The organism is Okeania sp. SIO2C9 (genome assembly GCF_010672455.1).
GTDB lineage: Bacteria > Cyanobacteriota > Cyanobacteriia > Cyanobacteriales > Microcoleaceae > Okeania.
Map to the genome: position 1 here is coordinate 54,282 of NZ_JAAHGO010000020.1, position 15,575 is coordinate 69,856.

The 15,575-nt window shown below is 34.0% G+C and carries 10 protein-coding genes; 7 read left to right on the top strand and 3 right to left on the bottom strand.

Annotation, left to right across the window (positions count from 1 at the left end; all coding sequences use genetic code 11):
- Positions 1-1,620 precede the first annotated feature (1,620 nt).
- Both F6K23_RS17605 and F6K23_RS17610 read right to left on the bottom strand, forming a co-directional pair.
- Entirely contained in the window at positions 1,621-1,806 is a 186-nt protein-coding gene (locus F6K23_RS17605; protein ID WP_293158142.1) for a hypothetical protein, read from the bottom strand.
- Positions 1,807-2,127: 321 nt separating this feature from the next.
- Complete coding sequence (locus F6K23_RS17610) at positions 2,128-4,686, bottom strand: M48 family metalloprotease (protein ID WP_293158145.1); 2,559 nt, start codon at positions 4,684-4,686, stop codon at positions 2,128-2,130.
- 811 nt (positions 4,687-5,497) lie between these two features.
- Here F6K23_RS17610 and F6K23_RS17615 point away from each other — a divergent pair.
- Positions 5,498-6,304 carry a putative nucleotide-diphospho-sugar transferase gene (locus tag F6K23_RS17615; RefSeq protein WP_293158148.1) on the top strand — a complete coding sequence of 269 codons (807 nt, stop codon included), beginning with the start codon at positions 5,498-5,500 and terminating at the stop codon, positions 6,302-6,304.
- 399 nt (positions 6,305-6,703) lie between these two features.
- On the opposite strand, the gene F6K23_RS17620 is transcribed toward F6K23_RS17615, so the two are convergent.
- A complete protein-coding gene (locus F6K23_RS17620) occupies positions 6,704-7,744 on the bottom strand; it encodes an acyltransferase family protein (RefSeq protein WP_293158151.1) in 1,041 nt (346 codons plus the stop codon).
- Between the two features lie 154 nt (positions 7,745-7,898).
- On the opposite strand from F6K23_RS17620, the gene cysS reads away from it, so the two are divergent.
- The 6 genes from cysS (at position 7,899) to F6K23_RS17650 (ending at position 15,522) form a co-directional block, all read left to right on the top strand.
- Complete coding sequence (gene cysS, locus F6K23_RS17625; RefSeq protein ID WP_293158154.1) at positions 7,899-9,368, top strand: cysteine--tRNA ligase; 1,470 nt, start codon at positions 7,899-7,901, stop codon at positions 9,366-9,368.
- Between the two features lie 217 nt (positions 9,369-9,585).
- Positions 9,586-10,695 (top strand): AI-2E family transporter, encoded by a 1,110-nt coding sequence (locus F6K23_RS17630; protein WP_293158157.1) that lies wholly within the window; start codon positions 9,586-9,588, stop codon positions 10,693-10,695.
- A gap of 1,122 nt (positions 10,696-11,817) precedes the next feature.
- The gene (locus tag F6K23_RS17635; protein ID WP_293158160.1) at positions 11,818-12,948 is read left to right on the top strand and encodes a transposase; all 1,131 of its coding nucleotides are present in this window, start codon (positions 11,818-11,820) and stop codon (positions 12,946-12,948) included.
- A 153-nt stretch (positions 12,949-13,101) separates the two neighbouring features.
- A complete protein-coding gene (locus tag F6K23_RS17640) occupies positions 13,102-13,479 on the top strand; it encodes a response regulator (RefSeq protein WP_293158163.1) in 378 nt (125 codons plus the stop codon).
- Positions 13,476-14,534, top strand: coding sequence for an adenylate/guanylate cyclase domain-containing protein (locus F6K23_RS17645; RefSeq protein WP_293158166.1), 1,059 nt, complete (start codon positions 13,476-13,478; stop codon positions 14,532-14,534). Before F6K23_RS17640 ends, F6K23_RS17645 begins: the two co-directional genes overlap by 4 nt.
- A 457-nt stretch (positions 14,535-14,991) precedes the next feature.
- Positions 14,992-15,522, top strand: coding sequence for a Ycf51 family protein (locus tag F6K23_RS17650; RefSeq protein WP_293158169.1), 531 nt, complete (start codon positions 14,992-14,994; stop codon positions 15,520-15,522).
- Positions 15,523-15,575: the final 53 nt, after the last annotated feature.

The window sequence follows — 15,575 nt, forward strand, 5'->3', positions numbered from 1 at the left end:
TGTTTCATTAAGATTAACATTAGGATTGACATACCAAAATCCAAAGTCTTAGACTAAAGATACATCAAGATTTATTTATCGTGATAATCAAGAAAAACATACTTGACATATTTTAAATATAGGAGTTGTCTGTTCAAGATCAGATTCACTAGCGCTAACGCTAAAAAGCTAGAGAAAAAATGACGTTATATTGTCATGGTAATTATGAGGATAAAACTCAAGCTAAGGAAAAGGCAAGTTAAGTTAGAATGATCACACATAATACCGCAAGTATGCAAAGTCAAGAAAAATCAAACAGCTAAACTATTAAGCAATGTCCACTTTTAAGATCGCGAAGGTTCTTAATTTAAAAAAAACCAGCCACAAGAACTAGCTGGCAGAAATTACTGTGTTGGGATATTGACACTTACCATGCAAGAATTTTAGCCGACAATGAATTTTAGAACTTTGCTGCTGATTCACTAAACCATTATATAGAACCCCTGATCGTATCTTTTGGGGAAAAAGTATATACTTAAGCATCAAGTAGCCTACACCAATTATCATAACCAAGACCAGGGTAAATGCCAGTCTTCAACTAGTTTAACAGACAAAGAGTGGGTTCTGATTGAGCCATCCCATACCAAAAAAAAAGAAACCTTGTCCCACAAAGTGGAGCAAAAGAGAAATATTAGATGGTATTTTGTATCAATTAAAGAATGGTTTTCATTAATGGATAATGGATAATTGATAATTGATAATTACCTCGGGTTTTAACCGCTACGGAATTGAATATCAGGAGATATTATTTCTTTTCTTGGTCGATGGTCGGACAGCTCCGAGACCTCGCCATCCCTCGACCGCTTTTTTCCCCTATCCAAGGGGAGGCTTCAAGGCGCGAATTATTTAATTATTAATTATTAATTATTAATTATTCGGTAATTGGTGTGACTTACCCTGCATACTTGCCCCCTTATTCAACAGTATTTTGGCAGCTACATTCGGTAGCGAGCATCAGAGGTAACCCTTGAATATTAGAGATGTATTGCACTCTCAAGTACGCTGCTCAGGTAAAAAAAAGCGATCGGGGACAACTCTAATAATTATTGATTCACTTATCTGTAAAAAATACTTGCAATGCTGGTATCAAGTCAATCATAATTTTGTTTTGACAAAGCTACCAACGGCATTAAAAGACCGGAGTGCAGTTTTATTGTCTCGGTTTTCCTTCTTGCTCCGTCCTTACTCTGAGGAAACCGAGAGAGCGGGCGGTGCGCTTTTTTTACCGAAAAATTGTGGGTATGCGCCTCCCCTTTTAAGGGGATAATAAGCGGTCGTTTGCGCAGCATGACCTAGGATGGGATGGCGAGGTCAAAGGAGCTGTCCGACCATCGACTCCTGTGAAAAAAATTTTCATGAATTTGTCAATCCTCTTCAATTCATAGAGAGGTAATTATTCATTATTCATTATTCATTATTAATTGTTGAACCATTGTCAAATGGCATCAGTATGGGATGATGTCGGAAGTATAGAAATGTGATCAGACAATATTGACTACTTTAAATCTCAACCTGTAAACATTCCTAAAATTACTATTTTACTTGCTCATGGATACCAAGAGCGAAAAAATCATACAGGAGTTAAAAAAAATCTATCCTGGGATTATGACCAAAATTCGGATTGTATCTATCACCAAAACAATCATTGGCACAGAAAAAACAGGGTAAGTTCGGGTCAAAGCAAGGTTGGTCATTGAAAGAACCAATTCCTGGATCAGCAGATGTAAAAGCTTGAGCAAAAACTTTGTTTGCGTTTGCTTGGTGCATCCCGTAGGGAAGCATTCGGCAGGAAAAGAACTCTGGAAAATACTACTGCCAAGATTAATATGCCGTTTGATTCGACTAATGCTCAAGAGATTAGCGATCGCCTAAGTTTTAAAAGATATGATCGGGGATTCCATAATATACTAAAACTATACTTACTATTAAATAGCATAAGCTTATACATTTCAATAGACGTAATATCTCTTCTAACAAATTAATAGAAACCTAAATCCTGAAGTTACTTTAGTTAAGCGAATTTAAATTTATAGATAAACGTAACATTGTTTGTTTAATAGTGCAACCTTTCTTTACATAATCTAATAATTAAAATCTGCCTACATATATCATATAAACTCCCCATATAGAAAAAATACAAGCTACAATAGTTGACCAGACTGGATGGCCATTATTAAGAGATTTACCAGAATCGCCTTTTAAGTTATGGATATCTATCCAAGGAATAGCTCCTCGCCTCCACCAACCAGTCACAGTTATAGACTTACCAACAAGATCGCCAGGATTAGTTATTGCAGGCCAGAAGTTACCAATAGGACCTAATTGAGAAGAATAATGTAACTTTATCAGTCCTTGTGTTGTTTGTAGAATTAAATCTTGTCCCAAAAAATTACTTATCCCACTCTTGCCGAGAAGTTGGCCTTTGAGCTGAATTGGCTGACTATCTAATGGCAAAGCTTCTAGATCGGTTAGCAATTCTAGCCAATTAGGATTTTGCAGGATTTTAGCTGGTTTAATATCGGGAAAAAAGTAATTAATCCTAATAAAAATACCAATACTAAAACCTATGGCTAAAGAGCCAACTAAAATCGAAATATCTCCCAATAACCAATCCAGTCTCCAAAGACCAACAGCAGATGAAATTCCACCTATTAACCAAAATAAACCAGCAAAAAATAAACCTATTAACATTCCGAAAAAAGGCGCTCCCTGAAGCAAAAGTTTTTGTAAATCAAAAGTTGGTGGAGTTAAATATTTTTCTTTTTGATTCTTACTTAACTGATTTTTTTCAATGGCATTAGCATTGATATTTTCTAAATTTATTTCAGTTTCTAGCTTCCAGAAATTCGCATATAATTCTAATATTTTTAACCGTTCGCCAAGCAAAGGATGGCTATCATTAATTGCTAACCAATGACGATATGGGTTAGTAATATCCCAGTTAAAAATTGATGCAAAATTATGATGGGAACAAATACTACCTACAGTAATAGCTTGATTTATTCCCACTGGCATTAAAAGTTCAAAACTTTCTAATAAGTTTCTAATCTTGCCTTGATTTTGTATATCATTAGCCATGCCAATTGTAATTTTCAGAATAGCTCGTGTTAGACCATTAGGATTTCCTGTTAAATTACAAGCTAGGCGATCGCTATGATAGGCACTCCGACGAGATAACCATAAAGTTGGCAATTTTAGCAACCAATATAAGCCATAACTAAGAGTGGAAATTATTGCAGCAAAAACTCTAAAACCGGATACTAAAATAGGTAAACAAGATTTGATAAATTCTGGTAAAAAATCGGGTAATCTGTGGTCTACAAAGTCTAATAACCAATCAGCCCAAAAAGTTAATTGCCAATAAATTGTGTAAGGAATTTGAAGCGTCAAAGTAGCCATAGACATTAGCCAAAATGCTCCTGTTTTAAAATGACTAATTTCCCTGGCATAAATAGTGGCAATTTCATCTGCTGCTAATTTATCTAACAATCCTTGACTAACCACTATTCTAAATTTGAAAAAACGAGGCAAGCATCCATAACTGAATGCTATAGGAACATCTATTGGTAAAATTTTCAATTTAATCCCTCGTATTTTTCGTTTTTGGCAAAAGCTACGGAGTAGTTTATTGGCTTCTTTACTGTAATTAATTAGAGTTGTTGTTGGTAAGTTTTGGATACCATAACCAAGAATTAATAATCCATCAATTAACCAGGGAGAGAAGACAAATAATACTGTGATAAAAATTATAAAATTTCTAGTTGGGTCTCGGTAAAAAATTTGAATTGGTCGGAAATAAGGCAGCCAAACTAGGAAATCATTAGTAAGGTCTAAACTCAACTTTAATATAGTCAGACTTAGCCAAAACAGACCAGCAAGCACAGCTATTTTTTCTAGCCAGAAAATAGTTAAGTTAGGAGATTTAAGATAACTACCTCCTTTTGCTCTTTCAGCTTCACGCCATATTATTTTCGATGAGCGATCGCCTGTATCTTTAGCAACATCTGTTGATTTTTTATGGGGTTTATTTAAAGGTTTTGGATTGGAGTTATTAATTTCTGTTGATAAAGGTTGTGTTTGATTTTTTTCTGTATCTATATAATTTTGATTTGACTGAGGATGTTCTACAAAATCTGAGGGTTGACTAGATTTTTTTACCGAGTTATTTATGTTCGATAAATTAATATTTTTTTGAGATTGTTTTTGATTATTTTTTGCCGATTCATCTCGATCTGAAGTGGGATTAAATGGAACAAATCCTGTTTGAATTTTTTGTTGTTGATGTGGGGGAGGTAATGGTGGGGGTTTAGGAGTAGGAATAGTTGATTTTTTAGGATTTTTTTGCGGATATTGTTTTAATAATTCTTTGAGATGACTATGAGCAAAAGTTTGAATTTCATCATTAGATATTTTTGTTAAATTACGGCATAGGGTAATGGCTTTATCTATTTGTTTAGTTTGTTCATAAGCTACTATTAAACCCATCTTTGCTTTTAACTTTTGCTTCAGGGATTCTTGTTGAGAAATTATTTCTAGATGAGCGATCGCCTGTGGATAATTTTTTTGTTTAAGAGCAAGTAAGCCAGCTTTTAGGGATGGTTTTTCTGGCACAAAATCACCTATAGCAGAGGATGTATTATCTATCATTTACTTGATTTTTGATGTTCATCTTTTTATGAATTAGTCATATCAAAAGGAAATCCAATAAAATGATATGACTTTAAATACAATCCTAATCAATAATTATCGCCAAAAAGTGGAATTATTATAATATTTTATTATTTCCATTCCTGTTTCTGACTTCTACTCTTAAGTATAGCAATTACCATAAGAAATAAGGTAGAAAATTAGTTGGTTTGAGGGAGCAGAGAATAGAGCTTATTTGGCAAATATGCCAAAATTCACGTTTTTTGCATAGGATTCAGAACTCAGGAATCAGAATTCAGGAGATAGAGGGATAAAATACAGGAAAAATTTTGAAAAATGCTCTTATACTCGCCATTTAACCTAACATGATATTTCATTAATTGATAATTGATAATGGATAATTGATAATTACCTCGGGTTTTAACCGTTACGGAATTGAATATAAGGAAACATTATTTCTTCTCTTGGTCGATTGGATATGGCGAGGGGACCTCGCCATCCCTCGACCGCTTTTTTTCCCGAACAAGGGGAGGCTTCAAGGCGCGAATTATTTAATTATTAATTATTAATTATTCGGTAAGTATTTCCTCCGGAATGCTGCGCAAACAGCCGTCAGCTATTAGCTATCAGCTATTAATTTTGAGGAATATAAAAGCAACCTTTGAAATTGAAAAAGAATAAAAAGTTACTGCCAAAGTCCCTGGACAAAACCTGAGAAGTAATTATTCATTACTAATTGCTGATAGCTTAATGCTTACCATGATATAATAGACACAACCACTCTAGATACCTAAGCGTATTTAATTAAATTATGACAATAGAAAATTATGGCGTTTTTTATGTTGCTGCAGGTAAAAAATATGTTGATGAAGCCTGTACATCCGCTCAAAGTCTCAAGAAAATCAACCCCTATTTGAAAATATCTATTGCTTGTAATCAGCAGCCAAAAACTCCAGATTTGTTTGACAATATAATTGTAATTGACGAATCTGTGACATGTAGAAATGAAGGTTTACTATTTAAAACTAAATATTTATATACTTTATCTCCCTATGAAAAAACTCTTTTTGTAGATACTGATACATATTTTATAGGTGATATTAAGTCAGGTTTTGCTATCTTGGACTACTTTGATGTATCGATGACCTTAGATCCTCCTGATACTTACTACCCCGTTTCATCTGATGGTGAAAAAATATACTGTAAACCTGTAAATACTGGAGTTATCTTTTATAGGAAGAATGAGGCTAATGATCGCCTGTTTCAAGAGTGGTTGAAAATTTATTCGGAAAAATTATCTCAAAATAGTCAATTACGACAGAGCGATCAAACTTCATGTACAGAAGCATTAATGAGCTCAGAATCAAGATTTTATCCTTTATCTAGTGAATGGAATACTCGGTTTTGCTTTATTAATACTCTTCAAGAACCTGTGAAAATTCTACACGCTTACTCAAGTAATATTGAAAAAATTGCCGAGGGTGTTAACTTGGAACCAAATAAACTAAGAGCTTGGGTTCCTCATCTCAGAAGATGTATTGTTTTTCGTCCTTATACTTGGAGACATAGACTGGGAAAAATTAGGGACACAGTTGTTAAATGGTTGCCTAGTTCTTGAGAGTGTAATTAAATTTTGACAAGTTAAGCACTATATTTTGGTAAATTTGAAATAATAATTATGCTACAGCAAGCAACATAGTAAAATTCATTCACAAAAACATTTTTTCAGTGTAAGTTATGAAAATGTGACAATTAATTTTCAATATAGAGGGGCATCTTAATTTATAGTCTATAGCAGTACCCATTAAGATTAAGATATCTCTATGTTTCCTTTTGCCTATTACCTACTACTGCTCAACCCAAATTTATTGTTTTAACTAATTAACCTAATCTATATATCTATCTTGTTCGCCCCTCTATGAACTGTGAAATTATACACAAATTTACGAAATAATCTCAAGTATCAACCGCCATATCACAAAAATCACTAAAATAACTTCATTGACAAGCAAAATTCTTAAACTTGATTATTTCTATTTCTAGTTAAGAAAATTTGCTCAAAATCTGAATAACTTCCCAATAAAACAGCTCTCGTGAAGGAAAACTTTAAAATTATTGAATGAATGATAAAAGATAATGCTGTACTTAACACAAATAAATTGAAATAAGAGATTCCTGAATCTAACCCCTTTAAAGCATAAATAAAAGCTAGGTGAAGATAGAGAATGCTCATTGATGCTTGACCTAATGCTCCAATAATTTTAGATAGTAAAGGTGCATTTTTAACCAGTAATTTAGAGATATCAATCAACAACAAAATTAGTCCAATTGCTAACAATAAACTAAACACTGGCATACCATAATTAGCTCGTTTCATGTCCATAGCTAAAAAAGACCAAGACCAGAGATTAGAAGTTTGATTTGAATATAATGTCATACATAATACAAACAACAAAACAGAAATAGAAATAATAGAATGGTTTCTCTCACTATATAGTTTTCTATATAAAAACCCGATTAGAAAAATCGAAGTTCCGGCTATAGCAACATGAGCGTTTTGAGGAAGAAAAAATTGCTTAAAAACTAGATAATTTAAATAGCTTAAGCCACTCAATCCAATAATATAGAATATGACCTGCTTAGGATTAACCTTCCTAATTATAAAATTTGCAAGTTGCTGAGTAATAAAAAAACAGGTAGTAAACCAGAATGCTGATGTTAGCCCCCATAGGAAAGTTCCTCCGATAATGGGATTCACAATCAATTTCAGGATATCAACAAAAGAAAATCCCTGTCTTTGTGGAAGAAGAGCAATCAATTGTATAGGATATAATAGAAGAATAAAAGCAATATAAGGAACAATTAAATGAACAATTTTCTTCTTAAGATAGACTTGGTTATCATATTTTGATGAATAGAGAAATCCTCCAATAAAGAAAAAAAGGGGCATACTAAATATGCCAAGAAAATATCGTATTTCTCCAGTGTAAATATGACTAGCTACTACAAGAGTAATCCCAATTCCTTTTAAGGTATCAATCCATTCAAATCGTTTCATATTCATAAATTATGCAAATACGATAATACATATCATATCAAATTTGTTGCCTTGTGAGTAATAGAACTCCTAGCAAACAAAGTTTTTGTTTTTGGTTAAGCTTTTAAATCTTTCCATATAATTACAATTAGAAAAAACTTGTTGAAATTATTTTATGACCCTGAAACTATACAACACCCTGACTCGTCGCCAAGAAAATTTTGAATCCCTAGAACCAGGCAAAGTTAAAATGTACTGCTGTGGTGTTACAGTATACGACTACTGCCATTTGGGTCATGCTCGTTCGTATATTGCCTGGGACACAATACGTCGATATCTAATGTGGCGGGGCTATCAGGTACGATATGTGCAAAATTTTACTGATATAGATGATAAAATCCTTAATCGGGCCAGAGAAACAGGTACTTCTATGGAGTCGGTGGCCGAACGCTTCACTGAGACTTATTTTGAGGATATGAAGCGGTTGAATGTGCTAGAAGCGGATGAATATCCTCGGGCAACCCAGACAATAGATGGAATTCAGCAGTTAATCAACGACCTGGAAAAAAAAGGTTTTGCCTATTCTGCGGGAGGGGATGTTTATTATCAGGTGCGGGAATTTACCGAATATGGGAAATTATCTGGCCGTCGTTTGGAGGAAATGCAAGCTGGTGCAAGTGGCAGAGTTGGAGGAGAAAACTTAGAGACCTCTAAAAAGAAAGATCCATTTGATTTTGCTCTATGGAAAGCAGCAAAACCGGGAGAACCTGCGTGGAATTCTCCCTGGGGAGAAGGAAGACCAGGTTGGCATATTGAATGTTCGGCAATGGTTCGAGAGTGTTTAGGAGAGACTATTGATATTCATGGTGGTGGGGCGGACTTAATTTTTCCTCACCATGAAAATGAAGTTGCCCAGTCGGAAGCAGCAACTGGAAAGTCTTTAGCTAAATATTGGTTACATAATGGCTTTGTCACAATTAATGGGGAAAAAATGTCAAAGTCCCTAGGTAATTTTACCACGATTCGGGATTTATTAGACAAACCTGTAGACCCAATGGCTGTAAGAATGTTTGTTTTGACTGCCCAATATCGAAAACCTATTGATTTTACCCCTGAAGCGATCGCTTCAGCTGAAAATGGTTGGAATACGATTAAAGAAGGTATATTATTTGCTTATCAATATGGTTCTCAGTTGGGATGGGAAACGCCAGAAAAAGTATTATCTGAAAATACAAATTTATTAACTTCTCAAGTCGAACAATTTCAGAAAGCAATGGATGATGATATTAATACTCCTGGTGCTTTAGCTGTTTTATTTGAATTAGCTAAGGAGTTACGTAGAGAGGGTAATATATTAGTACATGAAGGTCAAACTGAAACATCTTTAGAGGAATTACAAAAACAATGGATAACTCTTGTAAAGTTGTCACAAGTATTAGGTTTAGAATTTCAACCAAATGCAGAAATTAATGGTGAAATTGGAGGTTTAAGTGATGCTGAAATTGAGTCTTTAATTCAGCAACGTTTAGCTGCAAAAAAAGCCAAGAATTATTCTGAAGCAGACCGCATTAGAGATGAATTGCAAAACCAAGGTATTAAACTAATAGACCAACCTGGTGGAGTAACACGCTGGCATCGAAATTAGTGAATTTATCTTTTCTTTTGCGGATTTAATACCCTACCGTCAATGGGGGTGCTTAAAATTGCTTGAGGTTATAAGACATGAAGTGGGGTGTTGAAGACTATCCATAAGTAATTTTCCCTTCTGCCTTCTACCTTCTTCCTTCTGCCTTCTTCCTTCTTCAATGACAACTGAAACTAAGCCAGACTAATGTCAAATTTTCACTCGATCAATTATTAACATGAAACCCGAACAAAGGATTTCTATTTCTCTATCTAATATCGTATTAATCATTAGTAGTTTTTTACTACTAATTCTGCTATGGCAAGTGCGAAGTCTAATTGTGCTTTTAATGGTTGCAGTAGTTTTAGCTGCATCAATTTCACCATTAGTAAGCATCACAGAACAAATGAAATTACCCCGCTGGTTAGGGGTAATTATAGTTTATTTAACCCTGATTTCTGCACTGATCAGTGTAGCTCTAACTATTGGTCCACCAGTATTCGAGCAAATTGAAACACTTTTGCGACAATTACCACTATTTTCTGAAAGTATTGGGGATAATATTGAAGATTTTATTAGTTCCTTAATTCAAAGTCCTCCTGATTGGATTAATCAACTTTTTGATACTAAATCTGTCACCAGTTGGGTGATTCGTTCTAGTCAGCAATTATTACTACGTTCTTATAGTTTAACAAAAGGTGTATTGGGAGGAGTAGTTAGTTTAATATTAGCTTTATTTATTTCAGGCTATATGTTAGCAGATAGCAAAACTTTGATTAATGGTTTAGTAAAACTTTTTCCTCAACCTTGGGACACAAGGCTGGAAAATCAAGTTTTTCCTGTTACTCAAAGAATGGGAAGTTATATTAGGGGACGTATCATAGTTTCTGCCATTTTAGGTATAGCAACTACCACTGGTTTAGGATTTTTAGGATTGAAAGATTTTTCCCTAGGTTTAGGAGCAATAGCTTCTGTTACAAACTTAATCCCTTTTATCGGCCCAATTTTAGGTGCTATCCCAGCTTTAATTGTGGCTATTGCTAAAGGTGGATGGTTGTTTTTGTGGGTAATAATTTTGTATTATATTATCCAAAATGTGGAAACTTATGTACTCGATCCTTTACTTGTTGGCTCCTCTGTTGGAATACATCCTTTATATCAATTACTATCAGTTTTAGTGGGGATTCAATTATTAGGAATTATCGGCGCTTTGATTGTTCCACCTTGGTTTGCTGGTAGTGCTGCTTTAGTAGAAAATTTATACTTAAAACCTAAATTAGAAGCAGAAAATATGCAAACCCTAGTTACGAATAATGGTGATCAAAATTCACCACCCGTGACTTCTTGATTTTAGTTTTGAGGTGTTAAGTAATAGGTTATAGTTTGATAAATAAAAATTAGGGCAGCTGATGTTTCCTTCAGAAAATCAATCTGAAAAGAGCGCAAATCACCTATCAACAGACTTTCTAAAATCTGCTAAATTTTAACTTTAGTGATATTTCAAAAAAATTGGTAACACTATGTCGCCGAGGCGAGGTCGCACCGCTATTCCTTAGTTAGTTTCCCGAATTACTACTGCCTACTCCCTAGGTTCTAGGGACGTTGCATGCAATTTTCCTACGTAAAACAAACGAATTTTGTACCTCACGCTTTTTGGGAATTGCTATATTACTATGAGTATTTAAAATTCATAAATTAGTAGTGCTAAACAAGTAATAATTTTTGAATTTTTAGGAGTTAAAATTCAATTTAAGGAATATACTAAACAATATTCTTACGTCTTTCGGACTACCCATAAATTTAGCTCTTCCTATACCAGCACTCCTCGTAGCGGTTGTGCAGAAAATATCTGAGAATTAGTATATCCTGGAATTGGAGTAAGACTTTCAGACTTTTTACACAGAATAAGAAAGTTTTACAAATCATTTAGGATTGCTATATAATTGACCGACTATAGTAATTAAAAATAAGAATGAAACACTTTTTAGGCTGAAAGTCTTTCAAGGCAAGAAATGCTTGTCTCAATCTAAACTTAAATGACTATATATTTTGTTTGCCATATAGTATTAAAAATATTTATGAAGATAGTCAAGACGCTCAATCCATAAATTTTAAGTATAGCAACCAATATAATATGAAAGTAGCAAAGATTGACAAGGATGTGGTCAAGAAAGTATTTTGCTTTCTGAATAATTATGTATAGTTCTATATTTTTATAATAAGACAGCTCTTAACTAGGGAAAATCAGGGGGTAAATACAGAAGGTAAAAACTTATCTAAAGTTGATGAAACTTACTCATAACTATAGCTATCAAACTAAAATGAGTAAGTCTATTCAGTTGTCTATCTATTGAGTCGTTATCAGCTACAATTTAAGATATGAAGCTAGTTGAACGTCATGTTATTACCAAATCACATAATTTATGGTTAGCTTGTGACCACAAGGCTTTTTTGTCAAAAAATCTGTTCAATGCACGCTAATTATTATTATCGCCAATATTTCTTTGAAAACAAAAAGAAATTAAATTTTAATGAACTGTATCACCAGGTATCTAAAAGTGACGATTATCAAGCTTTACCTACCAAAGTTAGCAAGCAAATAATCAGAAGATTAGACTCAGCTTGGAAAAGTTATTTTTCAGCCTTAAGAGAGTGGCAAAAACAGCCAAATAAATTTTTAGGGAAACCAAAAATCCCCAAGTATAAACATAAGACAAAAGGCCGAAATATTCTGCCCTATCCTTATGAATCAATTTATAAGAAAGCCTTAAAAAAAGGAATTTGTCACTTATCAATGAGTGAAATAAAAATTTCCACCTCACAGGCAGAAATAATAGAGGCAAGAATAGTCCCAAAAAGTAGTTGTTATATAATAGAAATAGTCTATGAAAAAGCGGAGTCAACAACAGAAAATCAACAAGTAGCAGGAGTAGATTTAGGAGTAAATAACTTAATAGCTGTAACGACAAATCAAACAGGAACTTCACCTCTATTGATTAAAGGCAGACCATTAAAGGCAATTAATACATTTTACAATAAACAGCTCTCTAGTTTACAATCTCAATTAAAAACCAACCACAATAAAACTAATTCTAATCGGTTAAAAAAAATAACTCACAAACGAAATTGTCGAGTAGAAAACTATCTCCATACCGCAAGTAAAAGAGTAATAGATTGGTGTATTAACCATGAAATAGGAACCTTAATTATTGGGCAGAATCAGACTTGGAAACAAGAGATAAAATTAGGGAAAAAGAACAATCAACAATTTGTGAATATTCCTCATTATAAGTTAATAGAGATGTTAAGATATAAAGCCCAACTAAGAGGAATAAAAGTAATAATTACAGAAGAATCCTATACATCTCAATCGAGCTGTTTAGATGGGGATGATTTACCAAAATATGGAGAAAAAAAACCGAAGTTTAGTGTAAAAAGAGTAACGAGAGGATTGTATCAAACCAGGGAAAATAAATTATTAAATGCAGATGTAAATGGGTCATTTAATATAATTAAAAAAGTAATTCCTGATGTCTTAGACCAAGGAATAAAGGGTTTGCCGTTTAACTCTGTGGTGGTCGATCCACTTGCGTTCAACTAAACTTTCAGGCTTTTGATTAAGTTTGAGTAAGTTTAGTTGAGCGGTAATAAATAGTTTTTGGTATCCTTCTCCCGCAGAAAAAAAATGTAACTCTGTTCAATAAAATTTCGAGGCAGGTGGAATGGCGACATTATTTCACAAAGAAGGAAAAAAATGGTTAAGATTCTCTTAGTTGAAGACAATGAGATGAACCGGGACATGTTGTCTAGGCGTCTCATGCGTAAAGGTTTTGAAGTAATTATTGCTGTTGATGGAATTGAAGGTATTGAGATGTCTAAATCAAAATCACCAGATTTAATTTTAATGGATATGAGTTTGCCAGTCTTAGATGGGTGGCAAGCAGCAAAAAAAATTAAAGATAACTCAGAAACTAGCCATATTCCAATCATAGCAATGACTGCCCATGCTATGGCAGGAGACCGAGAAAAATGTATTGCTGCTGGATGCAATGATTATGATACAAAACCAGTAGAACTTCCCAGACTATTAGACAAGATCAAAAATCTTACAGGTAAAGAACCAAGGAAATGAAGCATGGCCAGGGAAAGATACTGGTTGTAGATGATAATCAAGTCAACCGAGAGCTTTTAGTACGACGACTTAAACGAGAAAAACATTTAGTCACTGCTGTGACTAATGGGTTTCAAGCTCTAGAAATAATACAATCCCAACCGTTTGACTTGGTACTACTAGATATTATGATGCCACAAATGAACGGTTATGAAGTCCTCGAAAATCTCAAGTCTGAACCTAAACTACGGCATATCCCAGTAATTATGATTTCAGCAGTGGACGATATTGATAGTATAGTCCGCTGTATCGAATTGGGAGCAGAAGATTATTTGTCCAAGCCTTTTAACCCTATACTGCTAAAGGCCAGAATTAATGCTTGTTTAGAGAAGAAAACATTTCGAGACCAAGAACAGGCCTATTTAAAGGAATTGGCTGAGGAAAAACAAAAGTCAGAAAGGTTGCTATTAAATATTTTACCTGAGGCAATTGCCCAACGTTTAAAGCAGGGAGAGGAAACTATCGCTGATAGTTTTAGTGAAGTAACAGTTTTATTTGCAGATTTGGTAGGGTTTACGAAAATTTCAGCCAACTTATCTCCTGCTGAACTGGTAGAATTACTCAATAGTATTTTTTCTGCTTTTGATGAATTGGCGGACAAGTATGGACTAGAGAAAATCAAAACTATTGGTGATGCTTACATGATAGTGGGTGGACTGCCAGTTCCAAAAGAGGACCATGCAGAGGCGATCGCAGATATGGCTCTTGATATGTTAACTCAAATCGAGGAGATTTCTATCAAAGAAGGTAAGTCTTTGCAAATTCGTATTGGTATTAATACAGGAGCAGTGGAAGCAGGAGTTATTGGGACAAAAAAATTTGCTTATGACCTTTGGGGCGATACAGTAAATACAGCCCACCGGATGGAGTCTCACGGTATTCCGGGCATGATTCAAGTGGCCCAGGCTACTTATGATTGTTTGGCTGACAAATACAGATTTAAGGATCGAGGGATAATTGATATTAAGGGTAAGGGTAATATGAGGACTTATCTACTTCTGGGTAGAAAAGATTAGAATTTAGAATGCGCGAATTTAGAATGCGCGAATTTAGAATGCGCGAATTTAGAATGCGCGAATTTAGAATTTAGGAGGAAAGGCAAATACATCATTTATTTATAGTCAAACTGTGTTTTTAGTTAAACCGACATTTCTAGGTCAAGTCTTTTCAGCAGGGAAATTATTAGAAGTCAAAAGTCAAAAGTCAAAAGTTATCAGTTATAAGTTATAAGTTAAAAGTTAAAAGTCAGTAGGAATAGCCTATATATCATTCCATCCAACAGCACGCGGTGTGTGAGATGTAAAATTGACAATTATTCTATAAATAGTAAGGGTACTGTCACAGACTCTACTTAATTTTTTGTTGACAAACAGTCTCTAAGAAATACTATCAAAAATTGAATTTAGTAGTTTACTAATTACTAGGAACTAATTACTATAAAATATAATTGTCAACTAAAATAAACTAGAAAAAATGTTATCAACTACAGAAATACTGATTGGTGCTAAATGGTTTGGTATTGCTACTATTGGATTTTTTATTCTGACAATTATTGGCTTTATTTCTAAATGGGGATTTAGATTTAGATTAGTCGGAGTAACAGGTTTTATGGGGGTGCTAACTGCTGGTTTATTTGGTTTAAGTTTAGGATTATTTACTCGTGTAGAAATTCCGGGAGCTGTTCCATATTCATTGGTTTATGATAATGGGGGAACTCAAACGGTAATAGCTGTTTCTAATACTATTACAGAATCAGAATTAGCAGCAACAATAGAGCAAGCTGCTGGAGATTTATTTTCCCCTGGTCGCCTGGGTACTGGAGGTAAATTAACTATTAGAATTAGAACAATTATTCATCCGGAAGCAGGTGTTTCAGAACCACTTTATTTAGGGGAAGTAAAACGTTCTCTTTCTCAACGGGAAGATGAAAATCTAGATATTAAAATATTTCCAGAAATTTTGGCAAAGTTGGAAAATTATCAGAGTCAAAATGTGGAAAGTTAGGGTTAAAAAGTAGGGGAGTAGGGGAGTAGGGGAGTAGGGAAATAGGGAAATAG